The sequence below is a fragment of the Arsenicibacter sp. R0_47 genome (assembly GCF_057652235.1).
In genome coordinates, this window is the sequence record NZ_JBYFCJ010000017.1 from 76,449 (window position 1) to 98,865 (window position 22,417).

A 22,417-nucleotide genomic window follows, 5' to 3' on the forward strand; every position below is an offset into this window, starting at 1 on the left:
TACGTTGGTTTTCAGATTAATAGACAACAACAATAGAACCGTTAGACGCTGTTTTGTAGACCGTCAGGCCTCTTGAGCCGAGGCTGTTCAGCCCCTGGCCGGTCACCGAAAAGCGCGCACCATGCGCCGTGCAGTAAAACTCGCCGCTGCTGTAGACCACCTGTTTTTTCGGTTCGTGCGTACAGGTCTGCGTAGCCGCTACATACACCCCTGCGCTCGACTGTGCTACCACAATACCGCCCGACACAATGTAGCCACCCACTTTTTTGAGGTTAGCACTCGATGAGGCTGTCAGGTCAATCTTCAGTTTGTAATTCGTAATCGTCGTCGGGTCAACCCCGCCAGTCGTTGTCGACGGCGTTGAGGTTGTTGACGAGGACGTTGACGATGAGACGGGTGCCGACGTTGTCGACGACGATGTTGAGGTTGACGTTGGTGTTGTTGTCCCGCCTATGGTAATAGCATCCACATAGGTATCCTCCTCCCGCACACACGATGTTAATAAAGCCATCAGGGCTGCCCCTTTAAAGCCCATCGATTTCAGAAACTCTACACGCGTCATTTGTTCCATGATTCAATAAGACAGATTAGATCAGTAAGTACGATGGTTAGCTGCGATCTGCATCTGTCTATTATTACGAAATATAGACACCCGACGTTGCACGGCCTTTTAACTTTTTTTTACGTTAGTTGTGGTTATTTTCACCGTGGCCTGTCATGTATACCTGACACATAATAAGTGTTGATTAGCAGAATTGGCCGATTTCATTAACTTTGGGATTCTCTATGTCTAATTGTATGACCCTACGCTTCCAACGCTGGCTGGCTGTCTGCCTGCTAACCGTCTCAACAACCGTACTTAACGCCCAGGTTACCCCTTCCTTTCTGCGTACAATTCCGAACGATAAAGCCCTCCGCTGGGTTGACTCTGTTTTTAACGCCCTTACCCCCGACGAACGCATTGCCCAGCTCATCATGGTGGCCGGTTATTCCAACCGCAGCCGCAGCTATGAAGACTCGCTGACAATGCTGGTCCACGACTATAAAGTCGGCGGTGTGGTGTTCTTTCAGGGCGGTCCGGTCCGGCAGGCCAAACTGAACAACCGCCTCCAGGCCATGTCGCAGGTGCCGCTCCTGATCGCCATTGATGGCGAATGGGGTCTGGCCATGCGTCTGGACAGTACCGTCCGGTATCCGTATCAGATGACCCTCGGTGCGCTTCCGGCCAACCGCGAAAACCTCATCTACCAGATGGGGGCCGACATGGCCCGCCAATGCCGCCGGATGGGTATCCACGTGAATTTTGCACCGGTAGCCGATGTTAACAACAATCCGAATAATCCGGTGATCAATTTCCGGTCGTTCGGGGAAAATAAATACGAAGTGGCCCGCAAGGCCCTGCAATACATGCGCGGGATGCAGTCGGAAGGCTTGCTGACCAGTCTTAAACACTTCCCGGGTCACGGTGATACGGGCACGGACTCGCATTACGACCTGCCGCTGATCAATAAAACCCGCCAGCAGCTCGATACGCTGGAGCTGTATCCCTTCCGCGAGCTGATCAACGCCGGTGCTTCGGGCGTGATGGTCGCGCACCTGAGCGTTCCGGCCCTCGATCCTACGCCGAACCGCCCGTCGACCCTGTCACCCAATATCATTACCAACCTGCTCAAAAATGAGCTTGGCTTCCAGGGCCTCGTCTTTTCGGACGCCATGAACATGAAGGGGCTGACGAAGTACTTCCCGTCTGGTCAGGCCGACCGCTATGGACTGGAAGCTGGTATGGATGTGCTGGAGTTCACCGAAAACGTGCCGCTGGCCATTGCTGAGGTCAAAAAAGCCATTGCTGAAGGCCGCATCACTCAGGAGTCAATCGACACGCGTTGCCGGAAAATGCTGCTGGCCAAAGCCTATGCCGGTCTGAGCCAGTATAAGCCGGTCGTGCTCGACAACCTGGTCCGCGACCTGAACCAGCCGTTTTCGGAACTGGTCAACCGCCAGCTGACTGAAAACAGCATTACAATTCTGAAAAACGACGGTAACCTGCTACCGCTTCAGCAACTCGATACGCTGAGAATTGCATCGGTTTCGCTCGAAGCCGCCACCCCGACTGCCTTCCAGCAGATGCTCGGCAACTACACGCAGGTCGATCACTTTAACATCACCAGCGGCATGGCCGACACGACGCTGACGCGCATTCGTGAGCAGCTGAAAAACTACAACCTCCTGCTGGTCGGTGTTCACCTGAACAATATCCGTCCGGGTGCGCGCTACGGCATGCAGCTCAAAACGGCCGCCCTTGTTGCCGAACTGGCAGCTACCGGTAAAGCCGTAATGACGGTTTTCGGAAACCCGTATGTGCTGGATAAACTGCCGGGCATCGAACAGGCACGGGCCGTTGTGATGTCGTACCAGCTGACGAACTTCACCGAAGAATTGTCGGCACAGCTGATTTTCGGGGCATTCGGCGCGGTTGGTCATTTGCCGGTGACAGTCAACAAGCAGTTTACCTACGGACAAAGCATTCCGACGCCGTCGCTTGGCCGGTTGAAATACACCATTCCGGAAGAAGTCGGCATTTCGTCGGCCTACCTGACCGCCCGCGTTGACTCGATTGTAAACTATGCCCTTCAGCAGAAAGCCATGCCGGGCTGCGTAGTGCAGATGGCTAAAGACGGCAAAGTGATCCTGCGGAAAGCCTATGGCTCTATTACGTACGATAACACCTACGGCGTAGCCCCGCGGCCTGTCCGCCTCGACGACCTGTTTGACATGGCCTCGGTAACCAAGATCAGCACATCGACACCGGCGCTGATGAAGCTGGTTGATATGGGCAAATTCAACGTTGACGCCACGATGGCCGACTACATGCCTGGTTATGCCAAATCGAACAAGGCAGATATTGTCTGGCGGGATGTGCTGACGCATCAGGCGCGGTTAAAGGCATGGATTCCGTTCTGGCGCGAAACCGTTAACCCCGACGGTACGTTTAAGCCTAAGACCCTGGACGACGAAAAAAGCCGCCGCTATCCGATTGCCGTTACCGACAGTCTGTATGAATACCGCAGATATCCTGAGCACATTTACGACGAAATCCGGGACTCGCCGCTGAACGCTAAAAAAGAATATATCTACAGCGATTTGTCGTTCTACCTCTACCCGAAAATCGTGAAGCGCCAGACCGGTGTTGACTTCGAAGACTTTATTAAAGATACGTTCTACCGTCCGCTGGGTGCCACGACGCTGACCTTCAATCCGCGCCGGTTCTACGCCCTCGACCGCATTGTACCAACCGAATACGATTCTCTGTTCCGCAAGTCGCTGATCTGGGGGCGCGTACACGATGAGGGTGCCGCCATGCTGGACGGTTTATCGGGCCATGCCGGTTTGTTCGGATCGGCAAATGACCTGATGAAACTGGTTGAAATGTATCGCCGGAAGGGTAATTACGGCGGCGAACAGTTCCTGAGCGCCGATGTAGTGACGCAGTTTACGCGTTACCAGTTCCCTGAGCAGGGCAGCCGCCGTGGCCTGGGTTTTGATAAACCGACGTTTAAATTCAGCGGCAATGCACCGCGTTCGGCCAGTCCGTCGAGCTACGGTCACTCGGGCTTTACGGGTACATTCACCTGGATTGACCCTGATTACGGCATCAGCTATGTATTTCTGTCGAACCGCGTCTATCCAACCCGTAACAACAACAAAATCAGTGAGCTGAACGTGCGCACTAATGTGGTTGAAGCGTTGTATCAGGGTATTAAGCGGGGAATTTAAGCAGATGGGAGTTTTTTAGTACTGATGGTTCTGGATGATTCTGATAGTTCTGGATGGTTCTCTAATATCTAGTATCCAGAACATCCGGCATCAAAAAAAAATATGAAAAACGTAATTCTGAATCTGATGGCCTATGAGTACTGGGCCAATCAGCGGGTGATCGGGGTACTGGAAACAACCGGAAATCCGCCGGAAAAAGCGCTAACGCTCATGGCCCATATTCTGGGCGCGCAGGATGTCTGGTTTAACCGCATGACAAACAACCCCGAACCGGGTGTATCGTGGCCGCAGACGCCCGTTACATCGTTGCGGCACCTGGCCGAAAAATACTATACGAATTATACAAACTGGCTGGTTAACCTGACCAACGAAGAGCTGATTACCGTCGTTTCGTACCGGAATCTGCAAGGCGACGGCCCGTTTCAGAATACCATGCAGGATATTCTGCTGCACCTTGGCAACCACTCGGCTTACCACCGCGGGCAGGTAATTCAACTACTGAAAACCGTCCGCGATGACGTGCCCGCCACCGATTACATCGTCTGGAAACGAGAAGTATAGTCCTGTTCAGAGACAATACTTACCACCAGAATAACATTTAAAAACATCTCCGGAAGTCCGCTGTTTTGTCTTTACCTACAAAAACAGTGGACTTTTATGCAAACGACACTTCCCAAACAACCGGTTACACGTCCGGCACCCCGACTGGTTCCCACACAACCCGTCACGCTGACGATCAACGGGACGCCGCATCAGCTTCAGCTGGCGCCCTGGACATCGCTGCTGGATGCCCTGCGCGAGTATGCGCACCTGACCGGCACAAAAAAAGGATGCGATCATGGCCAGTGTGGTGCCTGTACGGTGCTCGTCAACGGCAAACGCATTAACTCGTGCCTGACGCTGGCCGTCATGAAAGAGGGCGACGACATTCAGACGATTGAAGGCCTGGCCACCGGCGATCCGGCCAATCCGGAAAACCTGCACCCGATGCAGCGCGCCTTTATCGAACACGATGCCTACCAGTGCGGTTACTGCACACCGGGACAAATCTGCTCGGCGGTCGGGCTGATGAACGAAGGCCATGCGAAATCCAGATCCGATATACAGGAACTCATGAGCGGCAACATCTGCCGGTGCGGTGCCTATCCGCACATCACGGATGCGATTCAGGAGGTCATGCAGCAAACCCCTAAAAACGCATAGCCCATGAACAGCTTCTCCTACAGCCGCCCCGACAACGTAAACGCTGCGGTCAGCGAAATTTCAGCACAGAAACAGGCAAAATTCATCGCCGGCGGCACCAATCTGCTCGACCTGATGAAGGAAAATGTTGAACATCCGCACCACCTGATCGACATTAACCACCTGCCGCCGGGCTTTATTGACGAACTGCCGGAAGGTGGTCTGCGTCTGGGCGCACTGGTTACCAATGCAGATACGGCATACCACGAGCTGGTCCAAAAAAACTATCCGCTGCTGTCGATGGCGATTCTGGCCGGCGCCTCTCCGCAACTCCGGAACATGGCGACCAACGGCGGTAACCTCTTTCAGCGGACCCGCTGCTATTATTTTTACGATACCGCAACGCCCTGCAATAAGCGGGAGCCCGGCTCAGGGTGCGGGGCACTAACCGGCTACAACCGCATCCATGCCATTCTGGGCACGGCCTCATCGGGTGATACGCCGCAGTGCATTGCTACCCACCCGTCGGACATGTGCGTGGCGCTCCGGGCCCTCAATGCCGTAGTCCGCGTGTCGGGGCCGAACGGCGAACGGACGGTACCGATTGCTGATTTTCACCGCCTGCCCGGTGACGAACCCCAACGGGATAACACCATCGAACCCGACGAACTGGTGACGGCCATTGACCTGCCGCAGGAACACTTCAACACCCATTATACCTATCTGAAACTCCGCGACCGGGCGTCCTATGCCTTTGCGCTGGTTTCGGTGGCGGTGGCGCTGCGTCTTGATGAAGGTGGTCAGATTGCAGAAGCCCGCATTGCGTTGGGTGGTGTGGCCCATAAACCGTGGCGGAATCCGGCGGCAGAAGCGCTCCTGACCGGTAAAACCGCCGGTGAAACGCTCTTCCGGCAGGTTGCTGAGCAGTTGCTGGACGGTGCGCAGGGCTACTGCAACAACACGTTCAAGATTGAGCTGGCCAAACGGGCCATTGTCCGGGCGCTGGAGCTGGCTTATGCAGGTTCGACACAGGCGGATGACGCCTATAACCAGGAAGACATTTTATGAGCAACTACATTGGAAAACCCCTCAGCCGTGTCGATGGCGTGGCGAAGGTGACCGGTAAGGCAAAATATGCCGCCGAGTTCGATGCGCCCGATCTGGCTTATGGCTACGTGGTATCAAGTACCATTACCAAAGGCCGGATTACGCATATCGATACCAGCGAAGCCCTGAGCCTGCCCGGCGTTTTGTCGGTTATAACCCACGAAAACCGCCCGAAAATCGCGTGGCTCGACATGAGTTATAAGGATCAGGATGCTCCGCCGGGTTCGCCTTTCCGGCCGTTGCGCGACAATAAAATCAGTTACAGCGGTCAGCCGATTGCGCTGGTAGTTGCCGAAACATTTGAACTGGCACGCTATGCGGCGTCGCTGATCCGGGTCGATTACCGGGAAGCGCCCCACGAAACCAACCTCGACACCAACCTGCATCGGGCCAGTAAGCCTAAATCAGGGCTGGCCAGCCTGCTGAAGCCGCCACCGCCAAAGCCGCGCGGGAATTTTGATGAGGTATATGCTGCTTCATCCGCGAAAGTAGAAGGCCGTTACAGCCATTCGCCGGAACACCACAATCCGATGGAGATGTTTGCGAGTACGGTGGTTTATGAAAAAGATGATAAGCTGACGATCTACGACAAAACGCAGGGCGCTCAGAACAGCCAGTTGTATGTCACACAGGCGTTTAATATGTCGTTCAGCGATGTACGGGTGATTTCACCCTTTGTCGGTGGTGCCTTCGGCTCGGGACTGCGGCCACAGTATCAGCTGTTTCTGGCAGTCATGGCCGCCCGCGAGCTGAAGCGGTCGGTACGGGTTACGCTCACCCGTCAGCAGATGTTTACGTTCGGGCACCGCCCGGCCACGATCCAGAACATTGCCCTCGGTGCCGACAGTACTGGGAAAATCAACGCGATTTACCACGATGCGGTCGGTGAAACCTCGCAGTTTGAAGACTACACGGAGATTGTCCCGACCTGGTCGCCGATGATTTATCCGGCAGAGAACGTAACGCTTGACTACAAGATTGTACCACTCGATGTCTTTACGCCCCTCGACATGCGTGCGCCGGGCGGCGTCACGGGCGTACCGGCCATCGAAACGGCGATTGATGAAATGGCGTATGAACTGGGTATTGATCCGCTTGAACTCCGGCTCATCAATTATTCGGACCGCAATATGGCCGAAGATAAACCCTTCTCCAGTAAAGAGTTGCGTGAGTGTTTCCGGCAGGGAGCCGAGCGGTTTGGCTGGGCGAAGCGAAATCCACAACCAGGGTCGATGCGCGACGGCCGCAACCTCATCGGCTGGGGCATGAGCACCGGCATGTGGGATGCCAATCAGATGCCGGCCCGCGCCGAAGCGGTACTGACCGTCAACGGCAAGCTGCGGGTTACGTCGGCCACGGCTGACATCGGCACCGGTACCTACACCATCATGACGCAGATTGCGGCCGACACACTGGGTATGCCATTCAAAGATGTCATGTTCAAACTCGGCGACAGCGACATGCCACTCGCTCCGATTGAAGGCGGTTCATGGACAGCAGCTACGGTAGGTTCGGCGGTTAAGGTCGTGTGCGAAGAGCTGGGCAAAAAACTGTTTAAGCTGGCGCAGAAAGTTCCGGGTTCGCCCCTGGCCAAAGCGAAGTGGGAAGACGTTGAATTTGCGGACAAGCACATCCGGCTGAAACAAAACCCGGCGGCGGCGGTCTCGCTGCAACAGGCCGTTGACCAGAACGGCGGGGCGGCGGTGTGGCAGAAGTCAACGTCACTCCCTGCGATGATGAAGCAGAAGAATTACGCACGGGCAGCGCATTCGGCGGTGTTTGTGGAAGTGATGGTGGACGAGGATTTAGGGACGATCCGCGTAACGCGGGCAGTCAGTGCCATTGCGGGGGGAAAAATTCTGAACCCGAAAACGGCACGGTCACAAATCATCGGTGGCATGGTGTGGGGTATCAGCAAGGCACTGGAAGAAGAATCGGTAATGGATCACAGCATTGGCCGGTTTATGAACCACAGCCTGGCCGAGTACCACGTGCCGGTCAACGCCGATATTCACGATCTGGACGTGATTTTTGTCGAAGAGCACGACGAAATCGTCAATCCGCTCGGGGTGAAGGGGCTGGGCGAAATCGGGATCGTTGGTATGCCGGCCGCCATCGCAAACGCCGTCTTCCACGCCACCGGCAAACGCATCCGCGAACTGCCGATTACGCTGGACAAAATACTATGACGACTATGATTCATGTGATTGAATGATGACTATGATTCATGTGATTGAGTGATGACTATGATTAAAACGATTTGTATCATTATTATCTTTTAATCATAGTCATCATTCAATCATTCCAATCATAGTCTCAGAAGATAAGGGTAAATAAACTACCGTCACCGGGTTTGGATTCGACGGTAAGCTGGCCGCCATGCAGCTGCATAATCTGGCGCGACAGGCTCAGGCCAATGCCGCTGCCGGTCTTTTTAGTCGTATAAAACGGAATAAAAATCTGCTCCAGCGCTTCGGGTTCAATGCCCGGGCCATTGTCGCGTACATTCAGGTGAATACGCGGCCCCTCCATGACGGCATTTACTTCAATCTGAGGGTTTGGCCGGTTATCCAGACTCTCGACCGCATTCCGCAACAGGTTAATCAGGACCATCTCAATCTGCCCGGCATCCGCACGGACCACCATATTGGCCGACGGCGGGGTAATGGTCAGTTTTACCCCTTTCGGCTGAATATCTGCCTGGACCAGCTGACCGATATGGCGGAACACGTCCACCACCTGCACATCGGCAAACTGCGGCTGCGGAATGGTCGTGAAATGCCGGTAGGCCTCCACAAACCGCATCAGGTTCCGGCCCCGGTTTTCGATCGTAATCAGGGCATCCCCGAGATCCGAAACCGCATCGCTTACCTTGTAGCCGCCGGTATCCTCCGTTTCTCCGTTAACGGCTTCCATCGCCTGTACGTGCGGGGCCAGGTCGTTGTCGAGAATGTCGCGCATGGTGCCCGTCAGCGAGACCACCGGCGTCAGTGAGTTCATGATTTCGTGACGCAGCACCTTCGTCAGGTTTTGCCACGCGTCCAGTTCGCGCCGCTGCAGCTCGGTCCGGATGTTTTGCAGCGACACCACCGTGACCAGCCGGCCGCGCAGCCGTACATTGGCGCACCGCACCGATACCTCCGACCCGTTGACCATCTGGTACATGACCGGCGCCGACGTTTCGGTGGAGTGCAGAATGTTCAGCAGCTGCGGATGGGCCTGTTGCAGGTCAGAGAGTTGCCGCAGCCGGTACACCTCCAGCAGCCGCAACGCCGCCGGATTGACCAGTTCTACCTTACCGGCCGCATCGAACGTCAGCAGGCCGACGCTTACGTGCTGAACAATGGTGTTGAGGTAGTGCAGGTTCGCTTCATTTTCGGCCCGCGCCTGCCGGAAGGCTTCGAGTACTTCATTAAACTGCTGGTTCAGGGCCTGGAAGCTCTCCCCCAGCTTATCGTCAGCCTTGAACGAAACGGCGAAATCAGAGTATTGTACCGATTCCAGAAACCGGGTCAGCTTGCGGTTCATACCCGTCACGTACCGGTACAGACTGACATAGGTCGAGATCAGGGCGATAAAAAGCGGCAGGGTCAGAAACGGTTGCTGCCGGTCCAGCCACAGGTACCCGACGGCCCACGCCGACAACACAATCAGGGCAATCCGCCAGGAAATACCAATGGAAAAACGATTCATCCGAACGAGTTTAAAAAAATAGCCGCCTTACAATCCATACTTTTCCAGCCGCCGGTACAGCGCCTGACGCGACAGGCCTAGCTCACGGGACACGTCTGTAATATTGCCCTGGTATTTCTGCATCGCGTGCTGAATCATCTGCTTCTCCATGTCTTCGATGTGCAGCGACTCAGCGGCCGTCGTAGTCGGTTGCAGCGGCGACTGGACCAGGGAAAAGTTTGCCGGTTCCAGCTCGGTGCCCTGCGCCAGAATCACGGCCCGCTCTACGGCATGCTGCAACTCCCGCACGTTGCCCGGCCATGCATACTGTTGCATCTGACGCACCAGCGCCGGACTCAGCCCCATAATCCGCCGGTTATACTGCTGCCGGTACTGCTTCATAAAGTGCTCGGCCAGCGGAACGATGTCCTCAACCCGCTCCCGCAACGGTGGCAACCGCAACTCAATCGTATTGATCCGGTACAGTAAATCCTGCCGGAACGACCGGTCGGCAACCCGCCCGTAGACATCCGAGTTAGTCGCACAGATTAACCGCACATCCACCGCTTTGGGTTTATTGGAACCGACCCGCGTGACGTTACGCTGTTGCAGAATGGTCAACAAACGGGCCTGTTGCGGCAGGGAAATATTGCCGATTTCGTCCAGGAAAATCGTACCGGTATGGGCCTCTTCAAAACGGCCTGCGCGGTCATCACGGGCATCAGTAAAGGCGCCTTTTACGTGGCCGAACAGTTCACTTTCAAACAGCGATTCGCTCAGGGCGCCGATGTCGACGCTGACAAACGGCTTATCGGCCCGGTGCGAACGCCGGTGAATTTCGCGGGCAATCACATCTTTACCGGTCCCGTTTTCGCCCAGAATCAGCACGTTGGCATCAGTACCGGCCACCTGATCAATCGTAGCAAAGACCTGCCGCATGGCCGGGCTGCTGCCAATCAGTATGGTTCCGGCCGGAGCAGCGCTTTTCACGGCTCCTTTCTTTGCCGCATCGCCTCCCGCCTTTGGCCGTCCCGACGCTTCGGCGGCTTTGGCACTCTTGGCCAGGGCCGCTTCGATGGTCGCCAGCAGCTTTGTATTTTCCCAGGGTTTCAGCACAAAATCGGTTGCCCCCAGCTTGATGGCCCGGACAGCCATTTCGACATCACCGTAGGCCGTAATCAGGATCACGGTAGCCATCGGGTCGATGTCCAGAATCCGGTCGAGCCAGAGAAACCCTTCACGGCCGCTGCTCACGTCCCGCTCAAAGTTCATGTCGAGCAGAATAACATCGTACTGCCCGTTATTAATCAGAAAAGGAATGCGTTCCGGATTTTTTTCAATATCAACATGACCGAAATGGCGTTTAAGCAACAGCCGCGCAGCCATTAATACATCGGGATCGTCGTCAATGATGAGAAGTTTGCTCATGTGGTTGTGTTATCGCCTCCCCGCCGGAGGATAGCCTATGGGATTCATTATTGTTCAGAAGGCCGTACGTGTCCGGTTTATGACTCCGGACAGGCTGGCGACGCTAAAGATAATCAGCAAAAATGATTCCGCAGGTACTTACTTTCAGAGCGGTTAGAGAGCGCAAGGCGGTTTCCTGTGAGCCAACACGCTGATAATTAGGATGCGGCCTCTTAAATGTCCGTGTCTGCACGAACAGCGCTATTTTACGACTCCGGGTCCTTTTGTCCGCCACTGGACGGGTTTTGTCCGTAATCGGACATGGCGTTGGCACGCTTTCGGGCTAACATACTGACCATCAGCCGCATTACCATTCTGGCACGTTCCTTGGCTATTACTGTTCAACGATTTTTAATACGTTAGAGCTGTAAAAGGCGCCACCGCTCTTCATCTCTTACAATCTTTAAGCACATGGACCGCGTATTACCTAAACGATTCTGGACAAACCAGCGCATTGCGATTGCAGCCGGAGCCGCCGTTATCTCCGGCTTGCTGGCCTATACTTTCCTGTTTGCCGATTACCGTTCGAAGCTGAACGTCGAACGCGATAAACTCACCGTTTCAACGGTCTCTACGGGGCCATTCGAAGATTTTATTGCCGTAACGGGCGTCGTACAACCGCTGAAAACCATCCGGCTCGATGCCATCGTCGGCGGGTATGTGACCCAGAAAATGGTTGAAGGCGGCAGCATGGTTAAGAAAGGCGACATCATTCTGCGCCTCGAAAACCAGAACCTGAAACTGAACTTCCTGCAATCAGAAACGGAGGCCAACCGACTGGTCAATGACCTCCAGAATACGCGGCAGCGCTTACGGGTAGAACGTTTTGCCCTCCGCAAGTCACTGGCCGAACTGGACTACCAGCTCGATCAGGCCAAAGATACCTATGACCGCCAGCTCCGCATGTTTAAAGACAAAGTGGTGTCGGAAGAAGAATACCTGAAAGCGAAACGGGCCTATGACCGGCTGGTTGAGCAACGGAAAATTGAGGTTGAATCTCAGAAATACCAGGAAGAAAACGCCAATCTCCAGATCAAACAGCTGGAAGGTACGCTGGGCCGCACCCAACGCAACGTAGCCCTGTGGCAGCAGACGCTGGAAAACCTCGTGGTAAAAGCACCGGTATCGGGTCAGCTGTCGAGTGTTGACGTAGAAGTTGGTTCCAACATCAACCAGGGCCAGAACATCGGTCAGATCGACGACATGGATGGTTTCAAAATGCGCGTCGGCATCGACGAGCACTACATTAGCCGCATCTTTGTGGGCCTGAAAGGATCGTTTGAGTTCAACGGCAAGAAAAACGAACTGGAAATTTCCCGCGTGTATCCGGAAGTGAAAAACGGACGGTTCGAAGTAGACATGATCTTTGCCTCAGGCACACCGGCCGGCATCAAACGCGGTCAGTCCTCACCGCTGCAGCTGGAATTGGGTAAAGCAGCCAAGGCAACCCTGCTGCCGGTCGGCGGTTTCTTCTCCGACACGGGCGGGAACTGGGTGTATGTCCTGGACAATTCGGGCAAACGCGCCGTGAAGCGTAACATCACACTGGGCCGCAAAAACCCTGAGTTCTATGAAGTACTGGAAGGTCTTCAGCCCGGCGAGCAGGTGATTACCAGCAGCTACGAGAACTTCGGCAACAATGAGGTACTTGAGTTTTAAGAAGTTGATTACCACATAGGCATATAAGAAAAGAACCAGAAACCATGATCAAAACAGTAAACCTACAAAAGCTTTTCGCTACGGAAGAGGTGGAAACCACAGCCCTCAACGGCATTTCAATGGATGTACAGGACGGCGAGTTCGTGGCCATCATGGGCCCGTCCGGTTGCGGTAAATCCACGCTGCTCAACATCCTCGGCCTGCTCGACAACCCGAGCGGCGGCGAATACCACTTCTATGGCACCGAGGTGTCGAAAATGTCGGAGCGCCAGCGTGCCCAGCTGCGGAAAGGCTCGATCGGGTTTGTGTTCCAGAGCTTTAACCTTATCGACGAACTGACGGTTTATGAAAACGTGGAACTGCCTTTGCTGTACCTGAAAACGCCGGCCGACGAACGGAAAATCCGCGTGGAAGAAACCCTCACCCGCATGAACATCATGCACCGCCGGAATCACTTCCCGCAGCAGCTCTCGGGTGGTCAGCAGCAGCGTACGGCCATCGCCCGCGCCGTGGTCGCCAAGCCGAAACTGATCCTGGCCGATGAACCTACCGGTAACCTCGACTCAGCCAACGGCGAAGAAGTAATGAAACTGCTTAACCAGCTCAACGACGAAGGAACGACCATCATCATGGTAACGCACTCGCCTTACGACGCCGGTTTTGCGCACCGCATCGTGAACCTGTTCGATGGTAAAGTCGTCACAGAAAACTTCCACGTTTAAGGCATTCACATGATCCGGAACTACCTGACCATCGCTTTCCGTACGCTGCTGCGCCACAGATCGTTCTCGCTCATCACCATCGTTGGGCTGGCCGTCGGGCTGGCATCGTGTCTGCTGCTGTTCCTCTACATTTCGCAGGAGGTCAGCTACGATACCTTCCATACCAAAGCCGGCCGGATTGCCCGCGTTACGATGGAGTACAGCATGGACGGACAGGTCGGGCAGTATGGCGTTACCGGTACTAAAGTCGTCCCCGATTTTGGCCGGTCGTTTCCCGAAGTCGAATCGGGTGTCCGGATGCTTAGCGGCCAGGCTGTCGTTTCGAATCAATCCATTCGTTTCCGGGAGAAACGCTTTGTGTATGCCGACTCGGCGTTCTTCCACCTTTTTTCCTTTCCGCTGCTGAAGGGAGACCCTGCCAAAGCACTGGCAGCGCCCAACCAGCTCGTGTTGTCGGCATCAGCGGCAAAAAAATACTTCGGCGACCGGAATCCGGTGGGCAAAACCCTGCGGATCGGGTTAGACAAGGACTTTATGGTTACGGGTGTGGTAGCCGACTGTCCGCCGAATTCACAGATTAAATACGACATACTGGCTTCCTTTACCTCGCTCGGAGAAGCCAAAACCGAGCAGTGGTGGTCGGCCAACTACGCGTCGTACCTGTTACTGCGTACGCCGGAATCAATCCGGAGCCTGCAAGCCAAAATTCCGGCTTATATGCGCACCAAATCGGCCGAAACCGAGATGACGGGTAAAAACTACCTGACCTATTTTCTGGAACCCATGCCGGAAGTGCACCTGCATTCGGCCGTTGCCGGCGTGTTTGAGCCAGCGGGTAACATAACCTACATTTACATTTTCGGCTCCATTGCCCTGCTGATTCTGGTCATTGCCTGTGTCAACTACATCAACCTGGCCTCAGCCCGCGCCGTTGAACGGGCGCAGGAGGTAGGTGTCCGGAAAGTAATGGGGGCGATGCAGCAACAGCTTTTCAGTCAGTTCATGGGCGAATCGTTGCTGGTAACGTTTACGGCGCTGCTCATCGGCTGGCTGCTCAGCTATTTACTGCTTCCTTTTTTCAACACCCTCACCGACCGCCAGTTTTCAGCGGCGGTCTGGCTGGATCCACGGAATCTCCTGATGCTGCTGGCATTGGGGGTACTTGTGAGCCTGATTGCAGGGAGTTACCCTGCGCTGGTGCTGACCCGATACAGACCGGTTCAGGTGCTCAAAGGACACCAAAAAGGACAATCGGCCAGCCGGTTCCGGCAGTCACTGATCGTTTTCCAGTTTGCCATCACGGCCTTTCTGATTGTCAGCACACTCGTGGTGAAACGGCAGTTGTCGTTTATTCAGGCGAAAAACCTTGGCTACAACAAGGAACATGTACTCATTCTGCCGGCCAACCGGCAGGTAAACGGACAGATTGCCGCCGTCAAACAACAACTAACCGGACTAAGCGGGGTTGACCATGTGTCGTTTGTCTATGAATCGCCGACGTTTGTCAATGGCGGTTACGGCATGCGCCGGGCCGATATGCCCGAAAACACCTACCGCATGATTACCGGCCTGCCCGTTGATGAAGGGTTCGTAAAGACTACCGGTTTACAAATCGTTGCCGGTACAGACCTGACCGAACAGGACATGACACGCGCCGGCGACCCGAAAGCTGATACGCTGAACAGCTACCGGTTTATTCTGAACGAAGCTGCCGTTAAGGACTTTGGCTGGAAAACGCCGCAGGAAGCCATCGGTAAACGCGTTGACATGGGCGGCAACCGGAAGGGCGAAGTCAAGGCAGTGGTCGCCAATTTTCACTTTGCGTCCATGCGCCGGCAAATTTCACCGATTGTCATGTTTACCGAATTCGGCGGTGGCAACATTCTGGTCAAACTGGCCGGTAATGACATTGCCGGTACGCTCCGGCAAGTGGAAGCGACCTGGAAAAAACTTGCCCCGAACTATCCGTTTGAGTACCAGTTTATGGACGAAGAGTTTAATAAGCTCTACAACAACGAAACCCGTACCGGTCAGATTTTTACGGTGTTTACCGTTCTGTCAATCCTGCTGGCCTGCCTCGGGTTGTTCGGCCTCTCTGCCTTTACCACGGCGCAGCGCACCAAGGAAATCGGTATCCGGAAAGTGCTGGGCGCTTCGGTGCCGGGCCTGATTTTCCTGCTATCAAAAGACTTCCTGAAACTCGTATTGATTGCCATCCTGATCGCATCTCCGTTAGCGTGGTACGCCATGAACACCTGGCTCGACGAATTTGCCTATAAAGTCTCGGTCGAATGGTGGGTCTTTGCCCTCACTGCCCTGCTGGCGATCGGCATTGCGTTCCTGACCGTTAGCTTCCAGAGTCTGAAGGCCGCCTGGATGAATCCGGTCCGGTCGCTACGCTCGGAATAAGCGCTCATCAACGGGCAATCACCTCTGCCATGCATGTACGGGCGACCCCACGTGGTCGCCCATCGCTTTAATGATGGGCAATCGCTGCTTTATTGATAGGCAATCGCTTTAAATGATGGGCGACCACGTGGGGTCGCCCGTACATTTGTAATTTTGGATGGATTTTGTTTGCTTTATTGCCAGTTAGTGGCTCGCCAGGGAAAAACCGGATTGGCGGGCTTTTTTTTTGCAGAGCGCTACATGTCTATACCTTTCGTTTCGCGTGTAACCAGGCAGGGAAAGCCGTCTGGTACCGGGCTTTTGCCGGTATGGCTCAGGGTTGTGGGGCTGGTGCTCACCAGCTTACTGGCAGGTTGCACCACCAGCGAAACAGGACCGGTCTACCGCATTGCCTTTTCACAGTGCACGGGCGGTGATTTGTGGCGGCAGACGATGCTGTCCGACATGAAGCGGGCCCTGTCCTTCCACCCGAACTGCACGCTCCTCTACGAAGATGCCAACAACAGCACTGACCGGCAAATCGCCCAGATACAACGTCTTTCCCGACAAAACATTGATTTGCTGATTGTTTCGCCCAACGAAAGTGCCCCCATCACGAAAGCAATTGACGAGGTATTCAGGCAGGGGATTCCGGTGATTGTTATTGACCGCCGTATCAACTCTGAATCGTATAATGCCTTTATCGGCGGCGATAACGTTGAAATCGGCCGGCTGGCGGCGCGGTTCATCAGTAATTATCTGAAGGGAAAAGGCAGCATCATCGAGGTGACCGGCCTCACCGGCTCATCGCCCGCCCGGGACCGCCAGCAGGGGTTCGGGGAGGTGATGAAGCAGTTTCCGGGCATCCATACCATAGTCACCTTCGACGGTCACTGGGAAAAGGATTCGGCCCGCCTGCTGGCCCAACGGCAGCTAACTGCGTTCCGGTCGGCCGATATTGTCTTTGCCCACAACGATGTCATGGCGCTGGGCATGTATGACGTATGCCAGCGCAACGGACTGACCAACCGCCTGAAATTTGTCGGTATCGACGCGTTGCCGGGCCCGACCGGTGGTATGCAGCTCGTCACCGACGGCATTCTGAAGGCAACTTTCCTGTATCCGACCGGCGGCGAAGAGGCCATTGAAACAGCCATCCGCATCCTGGAAGGTAAATCCGTGCAGCGCGAAACCATACTGAACTCGGTGCAGGTCGATGCCAGCAACGTAAAGGCGCTGAAAACCCAGAGCGACAAGCTGCTGACGCAGCAACGCGACATCGAACGGCAGAGCCAGCGCATTGCGGAACTGACCCGCACCTATTCCACTCAGCGAAATACCCTGTCGATTATGCTGGCCAGCCTGATCGGGGCTATCCTGCTGGGCGCCTGGGCGCTCTATCTGGTCCGGTCCAAACAACGGGCCTACCAGATTCTGGCACGACAAAACGTCGAAATCAGCGAGCAGCGGGATAAAATCGACCTGGTTTCGCAGCAGGCCAGACTGGCAACCGAAGAAAAACTGCGCTTTTACGCCTACATATCCCATGAATTCAATACGCCCCTGAGCCTGATTCTGACCCCGACCGAAGACATGCTGTCGAAAAAGACAGTCGGCACGGCGGAGCTGAAAAACAACCTGTCGCTGGTGCAGAAAAACGCCCACCGGCTGCTGCGGCTCGTTAACCAGATGCTGGATCTGCGCAAAACCGACAGCGGTAAGCTGGTGCTGCGGGCCTCAGAGCAAAATGTGGTAAGCTTTGTCCGCGACATCGTCAACGACTTTAAACATAAAGCCGAACGCCACCGCATCGACCTGCAGTTTATTACCGAAACACCGGCCACGCCCCTGTGGTTTGATCCCGAAAAACTCGATAAGGTGCTGTTTAACCTGCTGTCGAACGCCTTTACCTACACGTCCAGAGGCGGGCTGATCCATGTACTGCTGGATGTGCGCGATACGACGCTCCGGATTCAGGTGCAGGATAACGGGGAAGGCATGACGGCCGAAGAACAGGAAAAGGCCTTTGACCTCTTCTACACCAACACCCGCCGGTTTAACCTCGGCAACGGTCTCGGGCTGGCGCTGTCGCGGGAGTTTATCAACCTGCATCAGGGGGAGCTTAGTGTGGTGTCAGAAAAAGGACGGGGTACAACCTTTACGATCCGGCTGCCGCTGGGCAACAGCCACCTCGACCCGTCGGAAATAGTTGATGCCAAAGGACCTGCATTCCTGTCGCGACAGGCGGCACCGGTTGAAGCGATTCTGCCCGATCCGGATCCGGCCGATCCGGATACACAAGGGAAAACCTGTACCATTCTGGTGGTTGAAGATAATACCGAACTGCGGGACTACCTGACACAGCAACTTGGCGGCGAGTTTGAGATCATTGCCGAAAGCACGGCCGAAGCAGGCTGGCAACGGGCCATCGACGCCGTACCTGACCTGATTATCAGCGATGTTATGCTACCCGGCACCGACGGCCTCACGTTTACGAGGCACATCAAAAAAGACTTCCGCACCTCGACGATTCCCGTGATTCTGCTGACGGCTAAAGGGCAGATCGACGCGCAGATTGCGGGTACCCGCGCCGGTGCCGATGCGTATATCACCAAACCGTTTGTGCTCACGTTCCTGCGTGAAACCATCCGTACCACGTTAACTAACCGCGAGAAGTGGCAGCAACGCTATACTACCGACTACCTGACCAAAGCCGAAAACCGGCAGGAAAAGAAGTTTTTGCACGAACTTACGCTCCTGATCGAACAGAACATGGCCGACCCGGGTTTTGGCGTAGAGCGGCTTAGCCGGGAAATGGGCATTTCTCGGGTGCAGCTCTACCGCAGAGTGCAGGGCTTGCTACAGAAAAATGTGAATGAATACATTACCGAAATCAAGCTGCGGAAGGCGAAAATGCTCCTGACCGAAAGCACCAAAACCGTCGCCGAAGTTGCCTATGAGACAGGATTCAGCTCACCGGCCAACTTTACAACCTTTTTTAAACAACAAACCGGCCGGACGCCCTCCGACTACCGTAAGTCGCCGGCCGGGCAATCGTAAAACAACGTACTGATGAATCGTTTCTTCTGGCTTACCCTCGCCCTGGCCGGGTTAGTGACCGGTTGTGTCCGGCAAAAACCACCTGTTACTGTTCAGACCCAGGCCCTGACCATTACCGATGTTGCCCGCAAACGGGATATTCCGGTGACCCTCTACAACGCATCAGCCTTGCCCGCCCGGAAAAAGCAGCTGGTCATTATCAATGCCTGCTATCAGTGCGGCAGCAATGTCTATTCGTTTCTGGCCGAAAAACTGGCCGGTATGGGTTATTTCGTCGTTGGTATTCAGCATGACCTCGCCAGTGATCCGCCGATCGCGACAGAAGGCGATCTGTACAAGCTCCGGATGCCGGCCTGGGAAAGCGGTGTGCAGAACGTACAGGCCGTTATTGCCGAACTGCACCGCGCATACGGCCGCATTGACACCAAAAATCTGATCCTGATCGGGCATTCGATGGGCGGCGACATTAGCATGCTGTATGTACAGCAACACCCGGAACAGGTGGCCAAAGCCATTACGCTTGACCATCGCCGGATGCCGGTTCCCCGCCTGAGCAAACCGGCCATCCTGACCATCCGCGCCGATGAGTTCGAAGCGGATAAAGGCGTATTACCAACGCCCGCCGAACAAAAGAAGACCGGCATTAAAATTATCCGCATGACCCGCGTCAAACACGGCGACCTGAGCGACATCGGCAGTCCGGAACTGAAGGAAGAAGTGCGGAATATGGTCGTGCGGTTCATTGAACGGGGCCAGTAACGGCCTATCCCGTTGTATCATTGCCAAAACACCATGCAACAACGCCAAAGGTGCGCCTCTAATAAATCACCACAACTAACTGTAGTACAGAAAATTATCATTTTGATCTAATCTAAAGCATTCCGGGCGGAAATCAAAAGTGCCCATTCGGCGTCTTTCGTAGCTTTGACCTATTCAATGCGTTTCCGAAGACACCGTTATGGCAAGAACACAGCGTATTTTCTTTTGGTCAGTGACCGCAGCGTTAGGCGGATTTCTGTTTGGTTTTGACACAGCCGTTATCTCAGGCGCGGAGCAATCATTGCAGGCGTTGTGGGACCTGACGACACTGGAACACGGCCTGACTGTCTCTATCGCCCTGATCGGTACTGTCATCGGTTCGATGCTGGGCGGTATTCCGGCCGAGCAGCTGGGCCGGAAGAAAACATTGTTCTGGATCGCGATTCTGTATCTGGTATCGTCGCTGGGGTCAGCCCTGGTCAGCAACTGGCACCTGTTTCTGATCTTCCGCTTTCTGGGCGGACTGGGCGTGGGCGCCTCATCGGTGGCCGCTCCGATGTATATCACCGAAATTTCACCGGCCAAATCACGCGGCCGGCTGGTGGCCATGTTCCAGTTCAATGTGGTACTGGGTATCCTGATTGCGTATCTGTCGAACTTTCTGCTGCAAGACATCGGCGATAATGCCTGGCGCTGGATGCTGGGCGTTCAGGCTCTGCCGTCGCTGCTGTTCCTGATTGCCGTTCAAAATATTCCGGAAAGCCCGCGCTGGCTGCTGCTGAAAAAAGGGCTGGTCGACGAAGCCCGTGAAGTGCTCCGGATGATCGATCCGGAGTCGTTCGGCCAGATTTTGCTAACCCTGCAACTCAGCGCCCATCCGGCCGACGGCACCCCGCAGCAAGCGCCCCGCCTGTTTTCGGCCCGTTACAAGACCCCGATTATGCTGGCCGTACTGTTTGCGGTCTTTAATCAGGTGTCGGGCATCAACGCCATTATTTATTACGCGCCGCGTATTTTTGAAATGACCGGTCTCGGCAAAAGCTCAGCCCTGTTGTCTTCGGTCGGTATCGGGGTAATCAACCTGACCTTTACCCTGATCTCCCTCAACCTGATCGACCGCTACGGCCGCCGTACCCTGATGATTATCGGCTCCTTTGGGCTGATTATCACCCTCGGACTTGTATCGCGGGCCTTTTATCTTGAATCCTTCAGTGGGTTGTCCGTTCCAATCTTACTCTTTATCTACATTGCCTTTTTTGCCTTTTCGCAGGGCGCGGTCATCTGGGTATTCATTTCCGAGATTTTCCCGAACGAGGTACGCGCCAGCGGGCAGGCACTGGGGAGCTTTACGCACTGGTTTATGGCCGCACTCATCACCTTCCTGTTCCCGTATTTCGCCGAGCAGGCAGGTGGGTTTGCGACGTTTCTGTTCTTCTGCGTCATGATGGTGCTACAGCTCATTTTCTGCTGGCGCGTCATGCCCGAAACGAAGGGGACCAGTTTAGAGCAGATTGAAAAAACGTTTGTCGTCCATTAATTCCTGTACCCATGTCACAATCCATTATCTGCTTCGGAGAAGTACTCTGGGATGTGCTGCCAACCGGTAAGCAGGCCGGTGGTGCCCCTATGAACGTTGCCGTTCACTTACGCAATTCCGGGATGGATGCGCACCTCATCAGCCGCGTCGGCTCAGACGAGTTAGGGATGGAATTATTGGCGTTTCTGCGCGAAAAAAACCTCCCGACGGCCTACGTGCAGGTGACCAGCACCCACCCTACCGGTGTTGCTCTTGCCAACGTCACCGACCGCAACGAGGTAGTGTATACACTGGTGCAGCCGGTTGCCTGGGACTTTATTCAGTACGACGATACATTAACCGATTTTTACAAATCATCCATTCTGGTCTATGGCAGTCTGGTTTGTCGCAGCCAGACCAGCCGCGATACCTTAAAGACCTTACTTTCACAGGCAGCGCTAAAGGTGTTTGACGTCAATCTCCGCGCCCCTTTTTATTCACAACCTGAGATTGACGACCTATTTAGTGAGGCCGATATCGTGAAGATGAATCACCATGAGCTGGCCCTTATTACCAACTGGTATAACAAACGGTTCACGCTGAACGAGCGCCAGAGTATGGAGTTTTTAAGCCGGATTTTTAACGTAAAAACCATCTGTGTTACCCGCGGCGAACGGGGTGCCATCTTACTGACACCCGATGGTTTTACGGAGCACCCCGGCTTTCAGGTATCGGTTGAAGACACCATCGGCAGCGGCGATTCATTTCTGGCCGCTTTCCTGAGCATGTATCTGGCCGGCGAAGCACCCGACCGGATCCTGCACCATGCCTGTGCGGTCGGGGCCTACGTGGCCACGCAACGGGGAGCCACACCAATGGTTACTCCCGAAGCCCTTGCAGCAGTCTATAAAAAACTTAGCCCAATACTCAATTAACCCACCGGAGCGGTGCTTAGTCAGCATACGAACACCGCTCCCTTTGTATGTACCAAACCTATGATGAACCGATAGACCGCCCGCAGGCTTACATATAGCCTGCGGGCATCTATCCAAACTAACCGGTGCTATCTCCTGATCCACCTGCCGTAACGTAGTACGAAGCCTGGCTTTGC

The 22,417-nt window shown here is 54.8% G+C and carries 15 protein-coding genes; 12 read left to right on the forward strand and 3 right to left on the reverse strand.

Features of this window, described 5'->3' with window-relative positions; all coding sequences use genetic code 11:
* Positions 1-16: 16 nt before the first annotated feature.
* Positions 17-571, reverse strand: coding sequence for a Rieske 2Fe-2S domain-containing protein (locus tag AC23NW_RS23520; protein ID WP_487452510.1), 555 nt, complete (start codon positions 569-571; stop codon positions 17-19).
* A 227-nt stretch (positions 572-798) separates the two neighbouring features.
* Between AC23NW_RS23520 and AC23NW_RS23525 the strand changes: the two genes are divergently transcribed.
* The 5 genes from AC23NW_RS23525 to AC23NW_RS23545 all read left to right on the forward strand — a co-directional run bounded on the left by AC23NW_RS23525 (position 799) and on the right by AC23NW_RS23545 (position 8,252).
* Complete coding sequence (locus tag AC23NW_RS23525) at positions 799-3,774, forward strand: serine hydrolase domain-containing protein (RefSeq protein ID WP_487452512.1); 2,976 nt, start codon at positions 799-801, stop codon at positions 3,772-3,774.
* Between the two features lie 102 nt (positions 3,775-3,876).
* Complete coding sequence (locus AC23NW_RS23530) at positions 3,877-4,335, forward strand: DinB family protein (RefSeq protein WP_487452513.1); 459 nt, start codon at positions 3,877-3,879, stop codon at positions 4,333-4,335.
* 96 nt (positions 4,336-4,431) lie between these two features.
* Positions 4,432-4,977 carry a (2Fe-2S)-binding protein gene (locus tag AC23NW_RS23535; RefSeq protein ID WP_293836606.1) on the forward strand — a complete coding sequence of 182 codons (546 nt, stop codon included), beginning with the start codon at positions 4,432-4,434 and terminating at the stop codon, positions 4,975-4,977.
* Positions 4,978-4,980: 3 nt separating this feature from the next.
* Positions 4,981-6,024, forward strand: a complete 1,044-nt coding sequence (locus AC23NW_RS23540; protein ID WP_487452515.1) for an FAD binding domain-containing protein — start codon at positions 4,981-4,983, stop codon at positions 6,022-6,024.
* The gene (locus AC23NW_RS23545; protein WP_487452516.1) at positions 6,021-8,252 is read left to right on the forward strand and encodes a xanthine dehydrogenase family protein molybdopterin-binding subunit; all 2,232 of its coding nucleotides are present in this window, start codon (positions 6,021-6,023) and stop codon (positions 8,250-8,252) included. The genes AC23NW_RS23540 and AC23NW_RS23545 overlap by 4 nt, the downstream gene beginning before the upstream one ends.
* A gap of 127 nt (positions 8,253-8,379) precedes the next feature.
* Here the strand turns inward: AC23NW_RS23545 and AC23NW_RS23550 are convergent, their stop codons facing one another.
* Entirely contained in the window at positions 8,380-9,756 is a 1,377-nt protein-coding gene (locus AC23NW_RS23550) for a sensor histidine kinase (protein ID WP_487452517.1), read from the reverse strand.
* Between the two features lie 27 nt (positions 9,757-9,783).
* The gene (locus tag AC23NW_RS23555; RefSeq protein ID WP_487452518.1) at positions 9,784-11,163 is read right to left on the reverse strand and encodes a sigma-54-dependent transcriptional regulator; all 1,380 of its coding nucleotides are present in this window, start codon (positions 11,161-11,163) and stop codon (positions 9,784-9,786) included.
* A gap of 450 nt (positions 11,164-11,613) precedes the next feature.
* Here AC23NW_RS23555 and AC23NW_RS23560 point away from each other — a divergent pair, with 450 nt between their 5' ends.
* The 7 genes from AC23NW_RS23560 to AC23NW_RS23590 all read left to right on the forward strand — a co-directional run bounded on the left by AC23NW_RS23560 (position 11,614) and on the right by AC23NW_RS23590 (position 22,241).
* Positions 11,614-12,861 (forward strand): efflux RND transporter periplasmic adaptor subunit, encoded by a 1,248-nt coding sequence (locus tag AC23NW_RS23560; protein WP_293836596.1) that lies wholly within the window; start codon positions 11,614-11,616, stop codon positions 12,859-12,861.
* Positions 12,862-12,905: 44 nt separating this feature from the next.
* On the forward strand, positions 12,906-13,583 hold the full coding sequence (locus tag AC23NW_RS23565; RefSeq protein ID WP_293836594.1) for an ABC transporter ATP-binding protein: 678 nt from the start codon (positions 12,906-12,908) through the stop codon (positions 13,581-13,583).
* A 9-nt stretch (positions 13,584-13,592) separates the two neighbouring features.
* The gene (locus AC23NW_RS23570) at positions 13,593-15,992 is read left to right on the forward strand and encodes an FtsX-like permease family protein (RefSeq protein ID WP_487452520.1); all 2,400 of its coding nucleotides are present in this window, start codon (positions 13,593-13,595) and stop codon (positions 15,990-15,992) included.
* A gap of 240 nt (positions 15,993-16,232) precedes the next feature.
* Positions 16,233-19,031 carry a hybrid sensor histidine kinase/response regulator transcription factor gene (locus AC23NW_RS23575; RefSeq protein WP_487452521.1) on the forward strand — a complete coding sequence of 933 codons (2,799 nt, stop codon included), beginning with the start codon at positions 16,233-16,235 and terminating at the stop codon, positions 19,029-19,031.
* Positions 19,032-19,043: 12 nt separating this feature from the next.
* Positions 19,044-19,790, forward strand: a complete 747-nt coding sequence (locus tag AC23NW_RS23580) for an alpha/beta fold hydrolase (RefSeq protein ID WP_487452522.1) — start codon at positions 19,044-19,046, stop codon at positions 19,788-19,790.
* A gap of 199 nt (positions 19,791-19,989) precedes the next feature.
* Positions 19,990-21,327, forward strand: a complete 1,338-nt coding sequence (locus AC23NW_RS23585) for a sugar porter family MFS transporter (protein WP_487452524.1) — start codon at positions 19,990-19,992, stop codon at positions 21,325-21,327.
* A gap of 11 nt (positions 21,328-21,338) precedes the next feature.
* The gene (locus tag AC23NW_RS23590) at positions 21,339-22,241 is read left to right on the forward strand and encodes a carbohydrate kinase family protein (protein ID WP_487452525.1); all 903 of its coding nucleotides are present in this window, start codon (positions 21,339-21,341) and stop codon (positions 22,239-22,241) included.
* Positions 22,242-22,417: the final 176 nt, after the last annotated feature.